Annotated in this window: 12 protein-coding genes; 8 read left to right on the top strand and 4 right to left on the bottom strand. The window is 65.4% G+C overall.

Going from position 1 to position 20,560, the window contains the following annotated elements; genetic code table 11:
* Positions 1–83: 83 nt before the first annotated feature.
* The gene (locus KF791_03000) at positions 84–2,945 is read right to left on the bottom strand and encodes a hypothetical protein (GenBank protein MBX3731544.1); all 2,862 of its coding nucleotides are present in this window, start codon (positions 2,943–2,945) and stop codon (positions 84–86) included.
* Positions 2,946–3,335: 390 nt separating this feature from the next.
* Here KF791_03000 and KF791_02995 point away from each other — a divergent pair, with 390 nt between their 5' ends.
* From KF791_02995 to KF791_02965, 7 genes are all read left to right on the top strand, one after another.
* Positions 3,336–5,417, top strand: coding sequence for a hypothetical protein (locus tag KF791_02995; GenBank protein MBX3731543.1), 2,082 nt, complete (start codon positions 3,336–3,338; stop codon positions 5,415–5,417).
* Positions 5,418–5,448: 31 nt separating this feature from the next.
* Positions 5,449–6,489 (top strand): hypothetical protein, encoded by a 1,041-nt coding sequence (locus KF791_02990; protein ID MBX3731542.1) that lies wholly within the window; start codon positions 5,449–5,451, stop codon positions 6,487–6,489.
* An 85-nt stretch (positions 6,490–6,574) separates the two neighbouring features.
* Positions 6,575–7,447, top strand: coding sequence for a branched-chain-amino-acid transaminase (gene ilvE, locus KF791_02985; protein MBX3731541.1), 873 nt, complete (start codon positions 6,575–6,577; stop codon positions 7,445–7,447).
* A gap of 83 nt (positions 7,448–7,530) precedes the next feature.
* Positions 7,531–8,910 carry a beta-N-acetylglucosaminidase domain-containing protein gene (locus KF791_02980; protein MBX3731540.1) on the top strand — a complete coding sequence of 460 codons (1,380 nt, stop codon included), beginning with the start codon at positions 7,531–7,533 and terminating at the stop codon, positions 8,908–8,910.
* Complete coding sequence (locus tag KF791_02975; GenBank protein MBX3731539.1) at positions 8,907–9,533, top strand: GNAT family N-acetyltransferase; 627 nt, start codon at positions 8,907–8,909, stop codon at positions 9,531–9,533. The genes KF791_02980 and KF791_02975 overlap by 4 nt, the downstream gene beginning before the upstream one ends.
* Positions 9,534–9,537: 4 nt before the next feature.
* Positions 9,538–10,797 (top strand): PTS sugar transporter subunit IIC, encoded by a 1,260-nt coding sequence (locus KF791_02970; protein ID MBX3731538.1) that lies wholly within the window; start codon positions 9,538–9,540, stop codon positions 10,795–10,797.
* A gap of 75 nt (positions 10,798–10,872) precedes the next feature.
* The gene (locus tag KF791_02965; protein ID MBX3731537.1) at positions 10,873–12,300 is read left to right on the top strand and encodes a hypothetical protein; all 1,428 of its coding nucleotides are present in this window, start codon (positions 10,873–10,875) and stop codon (positions 12,298–12,300) included.
* 236 nt (positions 12,301–12,536) lie between these two features.
* Here the strand turns inward: KF791_02965 and KF791_02960 are convergent, their stop codons facing one another.
* The gene (locus KF791_02960) at positions 12,537–13,043 is read right to left on the bottom strand and encodes a hypothetical protein (GenBank protein MBX3731536.1); all 507 of its coding nucleotides are present in this window, start codon (positions 13,041–13,043) and stop codon (positions 12,537–12,539) included.
* Positions 13,044–13,134: 91 nt separating this feature from the next.
* Between KF791_02960 and KF791_02955 the strand changes: the two genes are divergently transcribed.
* Positions 13,135–13,329, top strand: a complete 195-nt coding sequence (locus tag KF791_02955) for a hypothetical protein (protein MBX3731535.1) — start codon at positions 13,135–13,137, stop codon at positions 13,327–13,329.
* A 1-nt stretch (position 13,330) separates the two neighbouring features.
* Here KF791_02955 and KF791_02950 read toward each other — a convergent pair whose 3' ends face one another.
* Together KF791_02950 and KF791_02945 are read right to left on the bottom strand one after the other, a co-directional pair.
* Positions 13,331–17,803 (bottom strand): cadherin-like domain-containing protein, encoded by a 4,473-nt coding sequence (locus tag KF791_02950; protein MBX3731534.1) that lies wholly within the window; start codon positions 17,801–17,803, stop codon positions 13,331–13,333.
* A 6-nt stretch (positions 17,804–17,809) separates the two neighbouring features.
* The gene (locus KF791_02945; GenBank protein ID MBX3731533.1) at positions 17,810–20,413 is read right to left on the bottom strand and encodes a hypothetical protein; all 2,604 of its coding nucleotides are present in this window, start codon (positions 20,411–20,413) and stop codon (positions 17,810–17,812) included.
* Between the last annotated feature and the right edge of the window lie 147 nt (positions 20,414–20,560).

Raw genomic sequence — 20,560 nt, 5'->3', positions numbered from 1 at the left:
AAAAGGGGCTCCGGGACCAATCCCGGAGCCCCTCGTGACACACAGTGCGCAACATTCCGATTTTGCCAAGATGATCCGGCCAATTACTGCCCGGAGACTTGGAAAAAGCCCACGCCGTCGGGCGGTGCGGGGACCGTCGCAACGGGCTCCGTCAACGGTCCGCCGACGTCCGCCCACGATCCCGTGGCGAGCGAGGAACGGCCCTGCACCTGGAAGGGGGGCGTGCCCCCGGTCCAGGTGAGCCGCAGATTGGTCCCATCCACGGTGACCTGCAGATCGGCGATGGGCAGGCTGCCCCCCGTCGGCAGGGCGTTGGACACCGGGCTCACGACCGCCGTGCCCGGATTGGTGGAGCCCTCCTCCTTCTGGTACGACGCCACGACCACCAGCTCCCTGCCCGGCGGCACGTCCAGGGCGGCGAGGTTGAACTCAAACTCCCCGGGCGTCAGGTTGGCATCGTCGTCCGGAAGGTTTTCACTGAACGTGCCGAGGTATTGACCGGGAAGGACGACGCCTGACGGGGCGCCGGGATCGGCGAGGTAGATGTCCACATCCACGAACGGGAAGTTGTCGAACATCTGCAGGGCCACGGTGCCCTTCAGGAGGTTGTCCTCGTAGGAGATCAGCACCGGGGCCGGCTGTTCCGGCGTGAGCACCACGTCGGCATAATAGGCCTCATAGTTCCGCCCGTTGGCGCCATCCTCGAAGGGAAACCCGGTGAACTGGTTTCCGTTCATGTTGTTGCCTCGGGCAATGATGGGGACCGACAGGCCCGCGGAGACCAGCTGGGTGCCGGGAACACCCACGATCCGGTTCGCCTCAAGCGCATCGCTGACGCCGTCGAAGTTGGATCCGATCAGGATGCTGGCGTTGCCCGGCAGCGAAAGAAAGTTGGGCTGGACGCTGCCCTCCGCCACGGCCGGAGCCCGGGTGACGCCGTCCACGCCCACGCCGCAGTGGTTGCCGGAGATCCGGGTGTTCTGGGCCTCGGAGTAGAACTCGGTCAGGGTGTCATAGACCGCGTAATTGAAGATGTTGCGTTCGTTGGCATCGTTCACGCCGTCGCCCGAAACACCGATGATGGTCCCCGAAGTCAGGCGGCCATTCTCAATGTTCTCCACCGAATCCCCGTCGGCACCCGCCGCCACCAGCGCATCGTGGATTTCATTGACGTTGAGGAAGGTGTTCCCGTCGGGCAGGACATTGAAATAGTTGCCCGCCACCTTGAGGTAGGGCAGCTCGACGGCGACGGCGATGTGCTGGCCGTTCAGAATGTTGAACTCCTCTAGGTCCCCAAGGCCCTCGCTGTCGGTGCCGACGGTGAGATTCTCGGAGAAGGTGTCCACGTTCACGCCGTCCACCTGGATGCGGTAGCGAAACGCAGCCACCGCGGCGGCGGATCCGTTGACGGTGACCCCGTCCGGAGCCAGACCAAACCAGTTCCCCTGCACCTTGCAGTTCAAGGCACCCTGGACGAGCGCGACGCAATAGATGGACGGGTCCTCATCGCTGCCGGCCGCGTAGCGCGACAGGAAGCTCAGGCCGCGAATGGTGACGTGGTTCGCCCCGAGAATGCCCAGGATGGCGTTCTCGGAGTCGCCATATCCGGGAAACGGCAACCGGGTGGAGGCGCGCAGGGGAAGGTCCGGGTTGTCCGGGTTGTTTCCGATGGCGTCGCTCGTGGAATCCAGCACGATCCGCAGCCGGGCGTTGTTGCCGCCGAGAATCGGATTGGTGTTGGGGGTGGCTCCCGGCTGGGTGTAGCCGTCAATGACGACGCCGGACCGCGTGATCAGCGGGTAGCCACCGATCGGCGTGGCGATGACGTGGGGACCGTCCCCGGGGATGTTGAAGGAAATGCGGTCCTGATCCTGAAGGTCGGCGAGGGCTTCGAGCAATGATGTCCGGCCGTCCCCCGGCGTGCTGCCGTTGTCGGTGGTGTCCACGACCACTGTCCGGACGCTGTCCACCTTGACGTTGTCAAAGATCACCCAGTTGTCCTCGGCCGGATCGGCAATGGAGTTGAAGATGTCCATGTAGCCGATCATCACGTTGCCGCCGGTCCACTGCCCCGTGGCATTGGTGTAGGTGGTGATCATCAAGTTATCCACCTTCCAGGAGATCACGTTGTTGATCTGGCTCACCTCGACATGCACCCAGCGCTTGCCCGGGGCGCCGCTGGTTTCGAATTTCGGCTGCGGGAACACGGTCGCAATCCACGGGTGCTGGTCGGAGGTGTCCGGGCTGCCATCGCCGTCACGGTCGAAGAACCCTCCCGCCGCACCGGGCAGATTCTCGGGGGGGCCATCCCCGGTGCCGACCACGGAACGCATGTCAATTGCCGCCCCACCCTCGCCGGTCATGGCGAACCAGCGCCCGTCGCTCGCCGAGGCGCCCACACCGGGGGGGAGCGCGTTGGGGACGGCGGGATCGGTGAAGTTCGCTCCGAAGGAGAACCAGTTCACGTTCCTCCCGGTGTGGTTGATCCCGAAGATCGCGTGCTCGGTGGAGCCCGATCCGCCCTCCGCGGGACCGTTGTAGTTCATCCATACGTCGAAACTCAGCACGTAGTCCCCGCTGAACGACTGGTCCCTGGGATACAGGTTGACGGCAAAGCGGCTCGCAAAGTCATCGCCGTTGTTCACGGTGATCTTGACGCCGCGGGTGGTCCCGCCCGAACCGGGGGCGGGCGGCACGGTGAACTCCTCGAAGTTGACATCGTCGGAGAACCGCTTGTAGCGCTGCGCGGAATAGTCGAAGGCCCATTCCACGGTGTAATCGTTTGGATTGACCTCGTCCGAATAGTAGCCGGTGAACAAATCCCAGTTCGCGGACGTATCGGTCTCGAAATCGTCGGAGAACAGGGTTTCGGCCCGTGCCGGTGCGACAAGTGCCGCCAAGGCCACGGGAAGGATGATTTTCAGTCGGGAAACACGTCTAGACATGCACCGCTGTCATGACCCGGCCCCCGTGGAGAATCAAGGGGCAAGCCGGGATATTTCGAGTTTTTACGATTTGCCGGGCCGCGGACGGCTTCCCGGCGGGAACCTGGGCCGCGCGACGGGGAGTGTCGGTGCGGCCTCCCCCAGGAGGCTCCGCTCCGGACAACGGCGCCCGGGCGAGACCCGACACCCGCCGGGCCTCCGAAACGGGCCAGAACCCGTCCCCAGGAATCCATCGTTGCGGACTCCGCTGAATAGGGCGAATCTCCCTGCGTCCAACTTCGCAATTGTAAACTCGATGAATCCAGTGGAGACTTCCCTTCGAGCCGCCCCAGTGGTGGCCGGAACCAAGTCACCCGGCGTCGTCAACATCGTCTCGATCCCAGCCCTCCCATGAAACTGCCCGTGCTCGCAATGCTGTTCGCCCTGGTACTGGCCGGCTGCGGCCTGCCGGAATCGGCCGCCATCGCCCAGGCGGCGGAGGTCTCCCCGGACGCCACGGGAGCGACGAACGCACCTTCGGATCCAGGCGCCGAAGCGGCCCAGCCGGCAATCACTCCGGAACCTCCAGTACCGCAACTGCCTCCGAACCTGCCGGAGGCCGCGCGCGAAGTGATCAAGCTCGCGCACGGTCAGGTGGACGACAAGGTCATCGTGCAGTTCATCAGCAATGTCCAGGAGCCGTTCCATCTGGATGCCGAACAGATCGTTTATCTCAGGGACCTGGGCATTTCGTCGGAAGTCCTGGAGGCGTTCATGCAGCGGGAGAAGGAGCTGGGAGGAATTCCCGCCGAGGAGCCCGCCACCACCGCCAACGCACCATCCCGGCCTCCCGATATTGTGCCGCCACCTGCCAGCCCGGCGGCATCCGCCCCCACGGAATACCCGGGGGGCACCCCGGCCCTGCCGCCCCCCCAGGTTGGGCCGGCGGTCGAGGTTGCCCAACCCTCGGAGCCACCGCCCGCCGCCGGGGCGCCGGTGAACAACAACTTCTTTTTCGGCGCACTGGCCCCGTACGGCAACTGGTTCACGGTCCCCACATACGGGTTCGTCTGGCAGCCTTCCTGCGCAGTGATCACCCCGGGCTGGAGGCCATACTGGAACAACGGCTGCTGGACGTGGTCCAACGCCGGGTGGTTCTGGAATTCCTCCTATTCCTGGGGTTGGGCTCCGTTTCATTACGGCAACTGGGTCAATGCCCCGGGCGCCGGATGGTGCTGGGTCCCGGGGCGGACCTGGGCGCCCTCCTGGGTGACGTTCCGGTTCGGGGGCGGCTTCTGCGGCTGGGCACCGCTGCCGCCGGGCTGCGGTGTCAGCACCGGGGTTGGTCTGACCTGGGCCGGCTCCGGGCTGAGTGTCGGTTTCGGCTTCGGATACAATGCCAGCGCCTACTGCTGGACGCCCGTGAGCTACTTCACCGCCCCCAACTGCGCCGCCTACGGCGTGCGGGGAGCCGCGATCAACCAGATCTACAACAACAGCACCGTCATCAACAACTACGTCGTCGGGAACAACAACACGATCATCAACAACGGCATTGATCCCGCTCAAATTGCGCCGCATTCCCGAAATGAGATCCGGAAGATGCAGCTGGCCGACGTCTCCTCCCCGGCGGCGGCAAGGGCCGGTGGTCTGCCCCGGGGACGTCCCGGGGATTCCTCGCAGATCCCGGTGTACCGCCCCAGCCTGGGGCCGGAGTCCGTTGCCATTTCCCGGGCTCCGGCCCGCAGCGAAACCCGACCCGTGCCAGTGGCCAGTCGCAGTACGACCGGGGTGGCTTCAGGATCGGGAACCGCCCTCGGCAGGCGTCCAGCCATCAACCAGCCGGATCGCCTGCCAGCGCCCAACCCGAGAACCCCGGCCGTCGCGCTGCTCTCGCCAAACGGGGTCAACCGGGGGGCGTCCGCCCTTCCGGGACGTGGCGTAGGGTCCCGTCCGAACCCCGCGCCCGGAGTTCAAGGTGGTGCTGCCGCCGGCACGCTGACCCGCCCGGGGATCACCCGCTATCCGCCCAATTCGGGAACGCCGCAGGCGCCCGGTGTTGCCGCCCGACCCGGCGGCGCCTACGCCACCTACCCTGGTGCCGCAGCGCCGAACCTGCCATCCGGCCGGATGGAGCCGCGCAAGTCACCGGGAACGTTGCCATCGCAGGGAGTACCTCCCGCAGTCCCTGGCGCCAATCCCGGTGCGGTCGGCGGCAACGTTCCGGGCGCCATCACCCGGCCCGGATTCGGGTCAACACCCGGTTCTGGCCAGCTAAGACCCGGAACACCGGTTCAGCCGCCCGCCGCCAACTACCGCTACAGCCCAAGAGCCGGAATGGCCGCACCCAGCCCCGCTCCGGTGGCCCCGGCACGCCCGCAATTCCAGGCGTCGCCAAGACCGGGGGCGGCAGGACGTCCGATGCCCTCCTACAACGCCGCGCCGCGATCCGGTGGCGCGCCGGGGGGCGCTGCGATCCGGGGACGCCCCTGAACCGGACTGCCGGAAACCACTCCGGGTTTCCATGAACCCCATCCAAAGCCGCCTCTCGCGGTACGGCCGTGCTGTCGCCGCGACCGCCCTGCTGGCCGTCCTTGCATCCGCGGGAGGCCTGCCGGCGGGTCCACTGGTGCTGTACGAGACGGGCTTCGAGCCCTTCGAAGGGTTCTCAGCCGACGAGGACCTCATGGGCCAGGGTTCCTGGATCGGCTGGGCCACCGATCTGCAGGGCCGGCCGACCGCTGCAGGGGGCAATGGGGTGCTGGCAAGCCCCGTCGCCGGATTCAACGGCCAGTACGCCTACATCGGGTTTGATGCCCCCACAAACACCGCAGACTTCAACCTCTGGCGTCCGGTCAACCTGAAGCCCGCCGGACAGCCCCTGCCCCTGGTCCGTTTCGAGGTCTCGTTCCAGATCAACGATTCGACCGGGGTGGCGCCCTTCTTCGACGACTTCCGCTGGAGCGTGTACAACGCCAGCGACCATCGGTTCCTGAGCCTCGACTTCGACAATCAGTCGCTCGCGGTCAGTTACATCCTGGATAATGCCCGCGGCGACACCCCCCCCCCGGTCGTGCCCACCGGGTTCAATTTTGAGCACGGCGAGCCGTACGATCTCCAACTGGATCTCAACTTCCAGCGCAACCTCTGGTCGGCCCGCATCAACGAAGTGCTGGTCGTCCACGCCCAACCGATCACCTCGGTTGGCGCGGCGATGACCCTCGGCGACGTGGACGCCGTCTGGGTGATCCGAACCCCGGGCAGCCCGGGGGACAACTACATGATCTTCGACGACTATCGCATCACGGTGCTGCCCCTGGAGGACATCCCCTCCACGGTACAACCCATCGGGATGCTGAGCACCGGGGCCTTCCTGGTCCGGGTCTATGGTGAGCCGGGCGTCACCTACGTGCTCGAGGCTTCGGTGCCTTCCGGAGCAGGTCCCTCGACGTGGCAGCCCGTCGCCACCGGTGTCGCCCAAAGTCCCGGCGGCTTTGTGGACCTGCAGGATCCCGACGCCGCGCTGCTTACGGCACGGGTTTACCGGGCGGTCAGCATCCGGTAGGCGCCGGTCCCCCGGGACCGTCAGAACCCCGCCCCCCGGCTTGCACCGGCTCAACCGGGTCGCCTAGCCTCGCCGGACTTTGACCATGAAGGTGTACATTGACGGGGAGTTCCACGACGAAGCCAACGCCAAGGTGAGCGTGTTCGACCACGGCTTGCTGTACGGCGACGGCGTCTTCGAAGGCATCCGGATGTACCACAACCGCATCTTCAAGCTGCGCGAACACTTGGAACGGCTCCGATGGTCGGCCAAGGCCATCCTCCTTGACCTCCCGATGACGTCCGAGGCGTTGACGCAGGCGTGTGTGGAGACCTGCCGCATCAACGGGCTTCGCGAGGGGTACATCCGGCTGATCGTGACGCGAGGCAAGGGCACCCTCGGACTTGACCCGCGCCGGTGTCCGAACCCCTCGGTGATCATCATCGCCAGCACGATCCAGCTGTATCCCGAGCGCTTCTACGCCGAGGGCCTCACCATCGTCACCGTGCCCACCACGCGCAGCCTGGTGAACTCCGTGAACCCGGCGATCAAGTCGCTCAACTACCTCAACAACATCCTCGCGCGGATCGAGGCCAACAATGCGGGGGTCGAGGAGGCCATCCTGCTCAACACCGCCGGATTCGTGGCGGAATGCACCGGCGACAACGTGTTCATTGTGAGCCGGGGACGCCTCCTCACCCCTCCCCTGAGCGCCGGCGCCCTCTACGGAATCACCCGCAACACGGTGCTCGATTGCGCGCAAGCCCTGGGCATTCCCACCGGCGAACCCGACCTGACCCGGTACGACATCTACAACGCCGACGAAATGTTCCTCACCGGGACCGCGGCGGAGATGGTCCCCGTCGTCAAGGTGGACGGGCGGGTCATCGGTGCCGGGGTGCCCGGTCCGGTCACCGCGAAGCTGCTTGCCGCGTTCAAGGAGTGCACCCGGCACGACGGCGAACCCATTTTCGCCTGATCGGGCCCGGGCTTCCAGCGGCGTGGCGTCCGGAAAGGTTGGGAATTTCCCGGCGCGATCCCTAGCGTCCCGCCCCGAGGCGCATGAACACCGCATTTCTTTCCGGTGTGATTGAAGGGTTCTACGGTCCTCCCTGGAGCCGGGAGGAGCGGCAGGAACTGTTCCGATGGATGGCCGACTGGGGGCTCGGAACCTATGTGTACGGCCCAAAAGACGACCTCCATCACCGGGTGCTGTGGCGTCAATCCTACCCGGGGGACCAGGCCGCCACTCTGGGCAGCCTGATCGCGGACGCCCGGGCCAGGGGCATTGATTTCTGGTACGCGCTGGGGCCCGGCCTGGACCTGCGGTATGCCTCCGTCACGGATCGCGACGCCCTTCGGGCGCGCATCGCGCAGATGCAGTCCCTGGGTTGCCGGGATTTCTGCCTCCTGTTCGACGACATTCCCGATCGGATGCACCGCGACGACGAGGCCCGCTGGGGTTCCTTTGCCGCTGCGCAGTGCGGCGTCGTCAACGACCTGTTCCAGTGGACCCGTCGAGGTTCATCCGGTGCGCGCTTCCTGTTCTGCCCGACCCCTTATTGCGGGCGCATGGCATCGCGGCAACTGGGCGGCCCCGACTATTTGGAAACGATCGGCGCGACCCTCGATCCGGAAATCGGGGTCTTCTGGACCGGACCCGAAATTGTTTCGCGCGCGATCCCGGTGGAACCCATTCACGGTCTGACGGCACGGCTTCGAAGACCGCCGGTTCTTTGGGACAATCTCCAGGCCAACGACTACGACGGGCATCGCTTTTTCGCGGGACCCTTTTCCGGGCGCCCCCTGGCCCTGCGCCAGGAAGCCGCCGGGGTCCTCCTCAACCCAAACACCGAGTTCCCCCTGAATTACATTCCGATTCGCACCCTGGCCGCCTGGATTTGCAATTCCGGCGACTGGGATCCTCGAACCGAGTACCTGAAGGCGCTCGCGGAATGGCATCCGCGGTTCGAGGGTGCCCTCACGACCATCTCCCTGGAGGATCTGACCCTGCTGATGGACTGCTACTACCTGCCGTATGAGACCGGGGACGCCGCGGAGGCGTTCCGGGAGGCTCTGGAACGGCTCCTGGCGCGGGATCCGTCAGGTTGGGGCCGCGACTGGGAGCCGGTCGAGGCCGTCTCGGCCCGGCTTCGCGAGGCGTGTGTGCGAATGACGGAACTGCGCGACCGTCCGCTCTTTCACGCCTTGAGCCGCCGCATCTGGGAACTGCGGGAGGAACTCGACCTGGTGAGCCGCTTCGTGAGGCACCACGCAAATCCCGCCAACCGGGGAACCCCTGTTGAGTCCGACTTTCACCAGCCCCACACCTACCGCGGCGGATTCGTCGCCACGTTGCAGCGGCTGCTGCGCGCCCATCCGGACGGCTCCTTCACCGCCGCCCCGTCGGGTGGGGACGCCCCTGCCTTCATCGCCCCATGACCGCCTGCAAAATCCGGGATGCCCAAACCGGTGACGAACCGGGTGCCTACCACGTCTGCCTGAAGACCGGAAACTTCGGTCAGGATGGCGAACCGATCTTCAGGGACGATCCGGATGCCCTGGGCCGCCTCTTCGTCGGACCCTACCTCCGGTTCGAGCCCGGGCTCAGCCTGATCCTGGAGGATGATGCCGGCATTTGCGGCTATGCGCTTGGCGCCCTGGACTCGCGATCGTTCTACGAGCGTTACGACCGCGAGTGGCGTCCGGAGCTCTGTGCCCGGTTTCCGCGACCCACCGGCGATCCGGCCGGATGGACGCGCGTCCAGCAGGTGCATTCCTGGTACCATCAGCCGGACTTTTTTTGTCCGGAGCCCTACGACCACTACCCGTCCCATCTTCACATTGACCTGTTGGAACGGGCGCAGGGGCATGGGTTCGGACGCCGGATGATGGAGGCCCTGATGGAACGGTTGCGCGAACGGGGATCACCAGGGGCCCACCTGGGAGTCTTTCAGGCCAACGCCCGCGCATTGGGGTTCTACCGCGCGCTGGGATTCACCGAGCTGACCCGGGTGGGTTCCGGGCCTGACGCGTGCGTTTATCTGGGCCGCCGATTGACCTGATGCCATGAAATCCAGTCTTGCGGGTTTTGTGAACGGCCGGGTGGTGCCGGCGCTGACCGCCTTCGGCGACAATCCCTATCTTGCGGCCATCCGGGCCGGAATGGTTTCGATCGTGCCGCTGACCATCCTGGGCGGGTTGTTCATGGTGGTCGCCTTCCTGCCGCTGCCCGGTTGGGAGGGGCGCATGGCGCGGTGGCTCCCGCTGCTGCAGGTGCCGGTGACGGCGACATTCGGCCTGATTGCGGTGTTCGCCTGTTTCGCGGTGGCCTACGACCTTGGAAAGCAGTTCCGGCAGGAGGCCGTGGTCAGCGCGTCCATGGCCACCCTCGTGTTCATGATGCTCCAATTGGACATGAAGGAACAGACGCTGACGATGGACGGTCTCGGTTCTCAGGGATTATTCACGGCCATCCTGGTCGCACTCGTCACCGTGAGGATTCAGAAGCTGTTCACGGATCAAAACCTGGTCATCCGCCTGCCCCGGAACGTTCCCGAGGTGGTCTATGAATCGTTCCTGTCGCTCACGCCCCTGGTGTTCCTCGTGGCCGTGTTCTGGACCATCCGCTTCGTCCTGGGCGTGGACATCAATGCCGGAATCCAGAAGGTGTTTTCCCCCCTCGTATTTGCGCTGAACACACTGCCCGGGATCCTGGTGTTCGCCTTCCTGGTCACCCTGCTGTGGTCCGTGGGCATCAATGGCGACAACACCCTGGATGCGATCGTTGCCCCGATCTTCCTCGGCTATCTGACCGAAAACACCCTTGCCGCGGCGGCGGGGCAGCCGTTGCCCAACATCACCGCGCTCGGTTTCTTCACCAGCTTCGTCAATGTGGGCGGCACCGGTGCCACCCTGGCGCTGGCCCTCATCATGCTGAATTCCCGGGAGCCCGGTTTCCGCAAGGTGAGCCGTCTTTCATTGCCCACCCAGTGCTTCGGCATCAACGAACCCATCTTCTTCGGCTTCCCGATCGTGCTCAATCCGATCCTGATGGCTCCCTACATCCTCAACGCATTGATCCTCACCGCCGGAAGCTTTCTGCTAATGGACTGGGGGCTGATCCAGCGTCCCTTCGTCAGCGTGCCCTGGACCACGCCACCCATCATCGGGCACTACCTGGTCTCCGGAGGCGACTGGCGGGCGGCGGTCTGGGGCGTGGCGTCCATCGCCATCGCCATGGTCGTCTATTATCCGTTTGCCAAGGCCGCGGAACGTCAGCGGCTGGCGGCCGAGGCGGCGCCATCCGGGAGCGGTCCTGGCGTCTGATCCGGCGGATCGCCTCCCCACCCGACACCGCGGTGCTGGAAGTCACAGGCCCATTCCCGATAACCTCCCTGCATCATGACCACCAGACCGGAAATCCGGAAGACATGGCCTCCAGGTATCGGCTGGAGGTGGGCGGTCGTCATGGCGCTCGGGGGCCTGTTGTGCGGCACCGGCACCGGGTGCCGGTTGTTTCAGCAGGAGGCCTCTGAGGCAAAGTCGCTGGTCCAATCCCTGGCCAGAACGGGTGGCGCCAAAAAGACCACCAACTCGCTTGAAATCCTCCAGTCGGAGGTCATGCGCATGGCCGACCTGTACGTCGCCTCTGTGGCCCAGGCCACCGACGAATTCGGCGCGGAGATCCCCACGCCAGACGGCCGACTTGCGGCCCTCCAGTGGAAACTGCTGGAGGCCACAGCGGCCTATATCAGCGCGTCGGGTGAAAACCCGGTGCTGAATGCGGTGGACCTCGCCGTCCTGGCGAACATGTCCCTCTATGCGATTGAGAACCAGTGGATCCGGGGACCCTTTGGCGCCCGTGCCGATCCCCTCCTCAAAGCGCACCGGCAGCTGGAGCAGGCGACCTGGGGGATTCTGGACCCGTTGTTGTCCCCCGAACAGCTGAAGACCCTCCGGGAACTCGTGGATGAGTACCACCATCGGTTTCCGAGCTCACGGTTCGCGGCGGGCATCCGGCTTCCCGAGCTGGCCACGTCGTTGGGCTGGGGGAACGGCCAAGAGGCGAGCCGGAGAGGCGCGAGCCTGCTCAGCCTGCTGTACATGGATCCCTTTGCCGGACTGGATCCCGCGACCGTCGCGCTGCAACAGACCCGGCTGCTGGCCCAGCGGGCGATGTATTACGGGCAGCGGATGCCGATGCTCCTCGGCTGGCAGGTGGAACTTACCACCTACCAGATTGCGGGGCAGCCGGAATCCCGGGACCTGCTCCAGGACCTGAACCGCGCGTCCGAGGCCGCCGGAGGCCTCTCCAGGTCGGCGCAGGGCCTGCCCGAATTGATCCGCACCGAGCGCGAAGCGGCATTGGACCAGTTCTTTTCGGGCCTTGCCCGGGAACGGGCCGAACTGGTTCGGGCCATGGAATCGCAGGAATCCACATTACGGGAACTGATGCCCCAGGCCCGGCAGACGCTGGAGGCCGGGGACCAGACAGCGACTGCGCTGAACACGGCGATCCAGTCCCTGGATGCCTTCGTCCGCTACGTCTCCACACCCGATCCGACAGCGCCCCCGGACACCAATTCCCGCCCCTTCGACGTGCGCGACTACGGGACGGCCGCCGTCCAAATCGGCGCCGCCGCCCGCGACCTCAATGTCACGCTGGAATCGCTGAACCGGACCGTTCCCGCGGTGTCTGCACTGGGCGATCGCACAGCCGCCGACCTCCGGTCGGTGGTCACCCACGCGTTTCGCCTCGTCTTGGTCCTGATCCTGGTCGCGGGCATGGTCGCCGCACTCGTGCTTCGCTTGGGCCGCCGCCCCGCCTGAATCCCGACTGGGCGAATCCACGCAGCGCCTCGGATGGGGCTCTTGTTCATCGCGGTGACGTTTCGCCTGCGGCTTCCTTCAGCCTGAGTCTCGCGGCGGGCGCTTTGCCGTCCGACGAGTGCCTCCCCTTGTCGGACATGCAGGGGACTCCCCCAAAATGGGTGCGCCCTGCAAGGCGCACCAATGAAAAAGCCGGTCAACCGACCGGCTCGCAAACGTCCGCCTGCCCGACCGCATCAGCGACGGCGCCATGCACGAACTCCGGCCAACATCAACAATCCTGCACCCGCCACCAGCGCGACCTCCGCAGGCTCGGGAACCGCATTCAGCGACCCCTCGAGGGAGGGATTCGAGACGAAACTCGCGACGCCCTTCCCACCGGTCACCGACAGCGCGCTGAGGAAAGTCCACTCGACCGTAAAGTCCTCCAGGGATCCGGCACCGGCATAAGGCACCGACAAGGATTTGGTAACCGGGGTCATGCTGAAATTGAAGTCAGGCCACTCGGATGGACTTCCAGTGGCCGGCGTGACCAGGTCCACCACCACGCTGACGTCATTGAACGAGAGGGTGACCGGATCCGGTGTCAGGATCCCGTTCGCCGAGGAAAGGGTGACCTGCACGAGGGCATAGGACACCGTGTAGGACTCCGACGAACTGTTCGGAGTCCCATCGGCGGCACGGAACGTGCCCGAGGCGCTGAAAGTCGCCGAAAACTCGACGAAACCGGCGGGTGCAGGCATGTCAAGCGACGTGCCGAGGGAACTGCCCACAGACGCCCACGGACCAAAGGTGTCGAAGGACGCTGCGTGGATCGAATTCGCCCCTGAGCCAATGATCCCCCCGACGGCCAGTAAGGAGGCAACGGACTTTTTCATGATGATGTCGTGTCTGGTTGGTGATTTAATTACTCCAAAGGTGCCGGTATTTAACGAAAAAAGCGGGGCGAAGGTCAAGGCCTCGGGCGAATTAAGTGGGCCGGAGGGGATCCAACATGCCGCCGGAACCCCGCAAACCTTCCGGGCGTGAGTTACGGTGCGAAAGAGCGGACACGCAGGAACCGTGAAGCACCCGGAGCCAGGGGGGCCTGGCACCTCAAGCTGACCACGCCGAGCCCGTTCGTGACCACCGAGGCGGTGGTGACCGATGGCTCCGGAATCCACTCCAGCAGATTTCCGGAAGACTCCAACTGGAATGCCACCCCCGGATGCGGCGTCTCCCGATGCAGGTAGGTCAGTGTGGCGTATTCCGCCCCCTCGATGTCCACCCGCCCCACGTCCACCACCAGAATATCGCCGTCGGGGATCGTCGCAGCGGATGGAACCACGCGCGCTGACGAAAGTTGCACCGACGGGGAACCTCCACTCCCCTGGCCTTCCAGTCGCAGATGGTCAAAGATGAGCCAGTAGGAATGGCCCGTTCCGGCCGGGCCGGTTCGGATCACCTCCAACGTGTTCGGCCCCGACGTCGCGCCCACCGCACTGGCCGCCACCTCCACCGCGATCGTCGTCTCCTGTTCCAGCCGGTTTGAGAACAGGACGGTTCCGAGGCCCTGACTGTTCCGCCACCTCAGGACCACGTCATGCGCTCCAAAACCCGGTTGTTTCGTTCCATTCACGGACCAACCCCCGTTTGAGAATTCCACCGTCAGCCTCAGGCGCGCCCCGCCGGCCACCTGCGCCGCCCCCAGCACGAAATGCACCCGGTTCGTCCGGTCCCCCAGCGTCAACCCGCGCTCCCACGCCACTGAGGGTTCGGAGTTCGGCACGTTCAACGCCGCCGTCAGTCCGTTGAATCCCGCCGGATACGTCCCCGCAATGTAGAAATCATCGTCCGCCGTCGGATTCGCCGTCGCCGAATACTGCGGGTCCCCCGGCAGCCGGGTCACCTGCCCCGGCGGCGCATCGTTCCTTCCGTTCTCCTGCGAAAACTCCTTGAACGGTCCGTACGGCAGCACCGCCGGATCGTCATCCACCCCAATCTGCCACAACGTGCTCCACGTCGGCGCCGGCGGAGGCGTCACCGCATTCGGCACAAACCCGAAATCCACCGTCCGGTCCACCTCTCCCGCGTCCAACACGATCACCGGACTCCGCACCGGCCCCCCAGTGACCGACTGGATCCCGTTGTTGTCGTCGTCCACCCGGTTGTCCGTCGTCACCACCGCCGTCGACACCCGCTGCGCCGTGGACGGCGGCACCGCGATGTACACCACGTAGCTCCCCGCAGACAGTCCGCTGAACTCGTACACACCGCTCAACCCGCCCACGGTCGCCGTGGTTGTCGTCGCCACCGGCGTCCCGGCACCGGGCGTTCCGGTTCCCGGATACAAGGCCACCGTCACCCCGTTGATCCCGACCTCCCCGGAGTCCAATCGCCCGTTGTTGTTGGCATCCAGCCATACCCGGTTCCCAAGCGTCGCCAGCATCGGCGCCGCCGACTGTCCCTCCAGTTTCAGGTAGTCAAAGGTCAGCCAGTACGAATGTCCCGTTCCCGCCGGACCCGTCCGGATGATCTCCAGCGTGTTCGCTCCCGCCGTCGCATTCACCGCGCTGGCCGCCACCTCCACGCCGAGGGTCGTCAAACGGTCCAACTGACCCGTATACACCACCGTTCCCACCCCCTGGCTGTTCCGCCATCGGAGGACGACGTCATGCACTCCAAACCCGGACTGCGTCACCCCGTTCAATGACCAACCTCCGGTGGCAAACTCGACCGTCAGCCGCAAGCGCGCCCCGCTCGCCACCTGCGCCGGCCCCAACACGAAATGCACCCGGTTCGTCCGGTCCCCCAGCGTCAACCCGCGCTCCCATGCCACTGAGGGTTCGGAGTTCGGGACGTTCAACACCGAGGTCAGCCCGTTGAATCCCGCCGGATACGTCCCCGCAATATAGAAATCATCGTCCGCCGTCGGATTGGCCGTCGCCGAGTACAACGGATCCCCGGGCAGCCGCGTCACCTGCCCCGGTGGCACGTCATTCTTCTTGTTCTCCTGCGAGAATTCCGCAAATGGCGCGTACGGGAGCACCGCCGGATTATCATCCACCCCGATCTGCCATAGCGTCCCCCAGGTCGGTGCCGGCGGCGGGGTCACCGCATTGGGCACAAATCCGAAGTCCACCGTCCGGTCCACCTCGCCGGCGTCCAGCATGATCACCGGACTGCGCACCGGCATCCCAATCGCCGTCTGGATGCCGTTGCTGTCATTGTCCACACGGTTGTCCGTCGTCACCACCGCCGTGGACACCCGCTGCGCCGTTGACGGCGGCACCGGGAGGTACACCACATAGCTCCCCGCAGACAGCCCGCTGAATTCATAAACCCCGGCCTCTCCACCCACCGTCGCCGTTGTCGTCGTCGCCACCGGAGGCCCGGCCCCGGGCGTCACGTTCCCCGGATACAAGGCCACCGTCACCCCGTTGATCCCGACCTCCCCGGAGTCCAATCGCCCGTTGTTGTTGGCATCCAGCCACACCCGGTTCCCCAGCGTCGCCAGCGTCGGCGCCGCCGACTGTCCCTCCAGTTTCAGGTAGTCAAAGGTCAGCCAGTACGAATGTCCCGTCCCCGCAGGACCCGTCCGGATGATCTCCAGCGTGTTGGCTCCCGCCGTCGCATTCACCGCGCTGGCCGCCACCTCCACTCCAAGAGTCGTCAAACGGTCCAATTGCCCCGAATACACCACCGTTCCAACCCCCTGGCTGTTCCGCCATCGGAGGACGACGTCATGCACTCCAAACCCGGACTGCGTCACTCCGTTCAACGACCAACCTCCGGTGGCAAACTCGACCGTCAGTCGCAAGCGCGCCCCGCTCGCCACCTGCGCCGCCCCCAGCACGAAGTGCACCCGGTTCGTCCGGTCCCCCAGCGTCAACCCGCGCTCCCACGCCACTGAGGGTTCGGAGTTCGGCACGTTCAACGCCGCCGTCAGTCCGTTGAATCCCGCAGGATAGGTCCCCGCAATGTAGAAATCATCGTCCGCAGTCGGATTGGCCGTCGCCGAATACTGCGGATCCCCCGGCAACCGCGTCACCTGCCCCGGCGGCGCATCGTTCCTTCCGTTCTCCTGCGAAAACTCCTTGAACGGTCCGTACGGCAGCACCGCCGGATCGTCATCCACCCCAATCTGCCACAACGTGCTCCACGTCGGCGCCGGATTGGGCACAAATCCGAAATCCACCGTCCGGTCCTCCTCCCCGGGGTCCAGACTGATCACCGGACTCCGCACCGGTCCTCCAATGACCGACTGAATCCCGTTGTTGTCGTTGTCCACGCGGTTGTCCGTCGTGGTCCGGACGCTGGAACTGCTCCGCGCGTTTGCGGGAGGCACCGGAATGTAAACAAAGTACTGTCCCGGGACGAGGCCGCTGAATGCATACGCCCCGGATTCATCACCAACCGTCGCCGTGGTGGTCGTCGCCACCGGCAGGGCGGAACCCGCCGTCTGCCCGGCCCCGTACAACCACAACTCGACCCCGTTGATGCCCGATTCACCTCCGTCAAGCTGGCCATTCTGATTGACATCCAGCCACACACGGTTCCCCAAGACCGCCCAACGGGCGGGTGGTGCATCGTCGTTGGCCACCGTGAAGGTGACCCGCGCCTCGGCCATCAGGCCGCGCCCGTTCCGGATCGTGTAACGAAAGGCGTCAGGTCCCGAATAACCCGCCGGAGCGCGATAGGCAATCCGGCCATCCACCCAGTCCACGCTTCCACCCTGCTCGCTGCGCCGCGCCACGCCGGAAACCTCCAACGGCAGGCCGGAGGGATCCGAATCATTCGCCAGGAGTCGCGATGCCGGAATGGACACCGCACGAAGCAGGATGCTCCCCAGGGCGTCATCCCGGGCCAGCGGAGGCGGTTCATCAAAGTAGATCGCCAGCAAACGGCCGCGGATCCGGGCATCGCACAACCACGCCGTGACGCTCGCCGGCAATACCTCCACCATCTGGGAAAACCCGGCGCCAAAATCAATGTCGTACACCACCGACCCGGTGCCCAGATGCGGTGCCATCAACGCCGGGGCGGTCACCACCCCCGCCTCGCTCCCGAACGCCTGCGCCACGAACGACACCGAGCCACCCGCCGGAACCAGCCGGGATCCGCGAACATCCAGGAGCAGCGCGGGTGGGGTGACCGCCGACGCCAGTCGGGGACCGGCAAACAATGTGGCTCCGGCAAGCCCATAACTCACCGTCCGCGCCACCTGGGGATCCCCGGAAAATTCCAACCCGGCATCGAATCCGGCCTCGAGGACAACTTGGACCTGCGTCAACGGCCTGGAATGGGACGCGGGATCAAACTGCCGGACCGGGATGCCAAACGCCGTCTCACCCGGCCCCAGCGAAAAGCTGGGGGACGCGTTCGTAAAGGCCGCCGCCGCCAGTCGTTGGGGGACGAAGGTGAGGAGACTCGCGAGGCAACAGACGGTCACCGTCAGCACGTTCCCCGTCGCGCGCCCGAGGGTCCAAGCGGGCCCGCCGTCAGATTCTCGTTGAGGCTCCATCGGCGGTCAGGGGACGGGAACCACGGGGGACACCAGCCGCAACGCGGGATCCCCCAGCAGGTTGTAGATCCAAACGGGGGTAAACGGCGCGGGCTTCCGGTTGCTGTAGAGACTCATTGATTGCGCCACCATGTCCCCGAGGCGTCCGCGCGTGTTGCAGGAAAGCAGCTCCATGATGACCCGGTTCAACTCCATCGCGTCCGTGTCCTGCGAAAGCCCGGTCGGGGCCACCATGGCGACGGCTCCCATATTCGGTGTCCTGACAAATGCCTCCCCAAGACAGGTGAACCCGGGGGCTGAATACATCCCGGCAACGCAGGTCATCGCAAACACCACCGGGAGCCGGGCCCCATTCGCCATCGGCGGGTGCAACATCACCGAGGACGTGACGGGGGGCTGGGTGACCCAGACGTAGGGCACCGTGCCAAAGCGATCCACGGCGCCGTGCCCCACGTAGTTCATCACATCCACACCGCCGTTGAGGGCGAGACGAATCCGATTGGTCATGTCGGCCCGGTCAATGACCGCCGGAGCACGGGCCGGATGCACCTTGGTGCTGGTGAAGGTCGGCGCCAGGTAGGACTCCACCTGATTGATGTTGCTGATGAAATCGCCTGCGAGATCCGGTTGATCGGCAACCAGCAGCGACTTCAACGGGTTGCGCGTGACCACGGACTCGTAGCTTTGGATCTTCGCCAGCATCGCCCCGGCCTCCGCAACGGTTCGGACCGGGAACCGTCCGATGAGGATCCTCGGAGCCCCGGTTCCCAAGACGTCGCCGTATCGGGAGTCGGAGGTGTTGAGACCATACGGGGTCGCCAACAGGAGCGGCGGCACCAGATTGTCATTGGCGGCCTGCAAGTTTCGGTAGTCGTAGGTGCCATCCCCGAGGAGCACCGCATACCGCGGCTTGACCGCCCATCGCTCGTGAGCCTCGCGGAAGAACCGGGCCAGGGCGTGCGGCGTGGTGATCCCATCCCCAAACTCATTGTAGATGTCCTCGATCGGGATGACCCGGGTCCGGAACTGCGGGCTCCGGTAGGCCGCCAGTTGTTCCGCGACGGAGGACAGCGAGTCATGGGTGATGACCACGTAACTCGCACGATTGGTCGGGGACGCCCACGACGTGGGGAACACCACCGACATCGCAGCCGGGTAGGACTGCGCCGCACGAGTCACCGGCTGGAACACGGCAAACCGGCGGTTGAGCGAGGGAGTCGTGAAGCTGGCGCGCCAGGTGCCCGAAAAGTCAACACGGACATTGTTGATCAACCGGGGTCGGCGAACATCCGTCACGTCCAGCACCACCAGCGTCGGGGATTCCGCCGAGCCAAATCCGGGCACGGTGATGACAGCCGCGCCACCTCCGGGAGGGATCACCGCCCCCTCCGCACCCGCCTCCAACGACCGCGTGGAACCGACGGTGTAATAGCTCCTCGGATGCACCAGCTCGTAGCCATCCACGAGGAACTGACTGACGCGAACCCCGGTGTCCAGAAGGGCGCGGATGCCCAACTGGTTCACCCCGACCCCAAGCCTGTCCGAGGGGAAGTTGAGGGACAATTCTGCGGGCCCAATTCCAGAGAAACGAAGCGTTCCCAGAACCTGCTGTTGTCCCCCGGGCTGGATCAGGGTGACTTCGGCCAGATGCGGAGTGCGACTGGAACCGTAGAGGCGAAGGTTGAGCCGCGCGGACACCGAGGCAGAACGGGTGGCCTGGCTGTCAATCGTGAATTGCGGCCTGGGATTCCAGGAATCCGAGGCGCTGTTCGCCGTGAGACGTGTCCAAAACCAGAAGTCCTCCTCCGCACTCAACACCGTCGCGCGGGCCTCGACGGCGTCAACTTGTGCCGAAATGACCGCCTGGTACTGGCCCGGCATTCGTGGCGTCGGATTCCCGCCGGACTCCGTGACAAACGTGTTCGTGCCTCGCCGCAGCCAGTAGACATTGGTCGTGGTGTAATTGTTCCTCAGTTCCTCGGCATGGAAGAAAAATCCCGGCCCGGTCTGCCCCGCCGCCACCCAGCCGTTGCCCGGAATGTAATGGACCTGGTTTGTCCCGAGGAACAGGGCGACCCTGCCCGACGAGATCCATGCCTGTACCGTCGTCAGTGGCTGCCCCACCATCCCGGCGACCGCCGCCGCACTGACAAAATGAATGCCCCGGGAGGATGTCTGGATCTTCAACACCGCCGGCCCGGTCGTCAGATCCACCGGCAACGACGGTGCCGCCTGTCTCAGGCGTCCAGAGAGTGCCGGCCCGGGGACCCCGGTCGGATCCACCCTGCGCCCGCCCGAAACGGGCGGGAATCCTTCCGACTCCACAACGCCCGCAGCCGCGAGTGCCTGCTCGCGGATCAAAGTGGAGTCTCCGGACTCGGAGATGGCGGCAATGCGGTACCGGTGGGGTCCCGGCACGTCAACCTCATCGAGCACCTCATACCAGCCTCCCTCAAGGGCGTTTTCGGCGACGATCATCCCGCCGCCCACGGGACGCCAGTCACCGCCATCCTGTCGCTGAAGCGCAAAGCCAAGCAATCCGTGCTCCAGGCTCGTCGTCCAGCGGATGAGCATCCTGCCACCCGCATCCAGTGCCTCCAAGGAGTCCATGGACACGGACATCGGCCCCGCAAAGGCTGGGGCCATCGTAATCACCAAGAGCAGCACGCCCAAGGCCTGCCGGGCCCCGAGACCGACGGTCTGAAGAACGCCGCGCCTGCCAGGTCGCTCAGGCAGGAGAACCCGGCTCATTGCCAT

This window comes from Verrucomicrobiia bacterium (assembly GCA_019634635.1).
GTDB lineage: Bacteria > Verrucomicrobiota > Verrucomicrobiia > Limisphaerales > UBA9464 > UBA9464.
This window is presented reverse-complemented; position numbering and strand designations above follow the sequence as displayed.

Bases quoted from the DNA above. Each gene is read 5' to 3' on its own strand.
- KF791_03000 (MBX3731544.1), bottom strand. From the start codon at position 2,945: ATGTCTAGACGTGTTTCCCGACTGAAAATCATCCTTCCCGTGGCCTTG.
- KF791_02995 (MBX3731543.1), top strand. From the start codon at position 3,336: ATGAAACTGCCCGTGCTCGCAATGCTGTTCGCCCTGGTACTGGCCGGC.
- KF791_02990 (MBX3731542.1), top strand. From the start codon at position 5,449: ATGAACCCCATCCAAAGCCGCCTCTCGCGGTACGGCCGTGCTGTCGCC.
- ilvE (MBX3731541.1), top strand. From the start codon at position 6,575: ATGAAGGTGTACATTGACGGGGAGTTCCACGACGAAGCCAACGCCAAG.
- KF791_02980 (MBX3731540.1), top strand. From the start codon at position 7,531: ATGAACACCGCATTTCTTTCCGGTGTGATTGAAGGGTTCTACGGTCCT.
- KF791_02975 (MBX3731539.1), top strand. From the start codon at position 8,907: ATGACCGCCTGCAAAATCCGGGATGCCCAAACCGGTGACGAACCGGGT.
- KF791_02970 (MBX3731538.1), top strand. From the start codon at position 9,538: ATGAAATCCAGTCTTGCGGGTTTTGTGAACGGCCGGGTGGTGCCGGCG.
- KF791_02965 (MBX3731537.1), top strand. From the start codon at position 10,873: ATGACCACCAGACCGGAAATCCGGAAGACATGGCCTCCAGGTATCGGC.
- KF791_02960 (MBX3731536.1), bottom strand. From the start codon at position 13,043: ATGCCTGCACCCGCCGGTTTCGTCGAGTTTTCGGCGACTTTCAGCGCC.
- KF791_02955 (MBX3731535.1), top strand. From the start codon at position 13,135: ATGATCCCCCCGACGGCCAGTAAGGAGGCAACGGACTTTTTCATGATG.
- KF791_02950 (MBX3731534.1), bottom strand. From the start codon at position 17,803: ATGGAGCCTCAACGAGAATCTGACGGCGGGCCCGCTTGGACCCTCGGG.
- KF791_02945 (MBX3731533.1), bottom strand. From the start codon at position 20,413: ATGGACTCCTTGGAGGCACTGGATGCGGGTGGCAGGATGCTCATCCGC.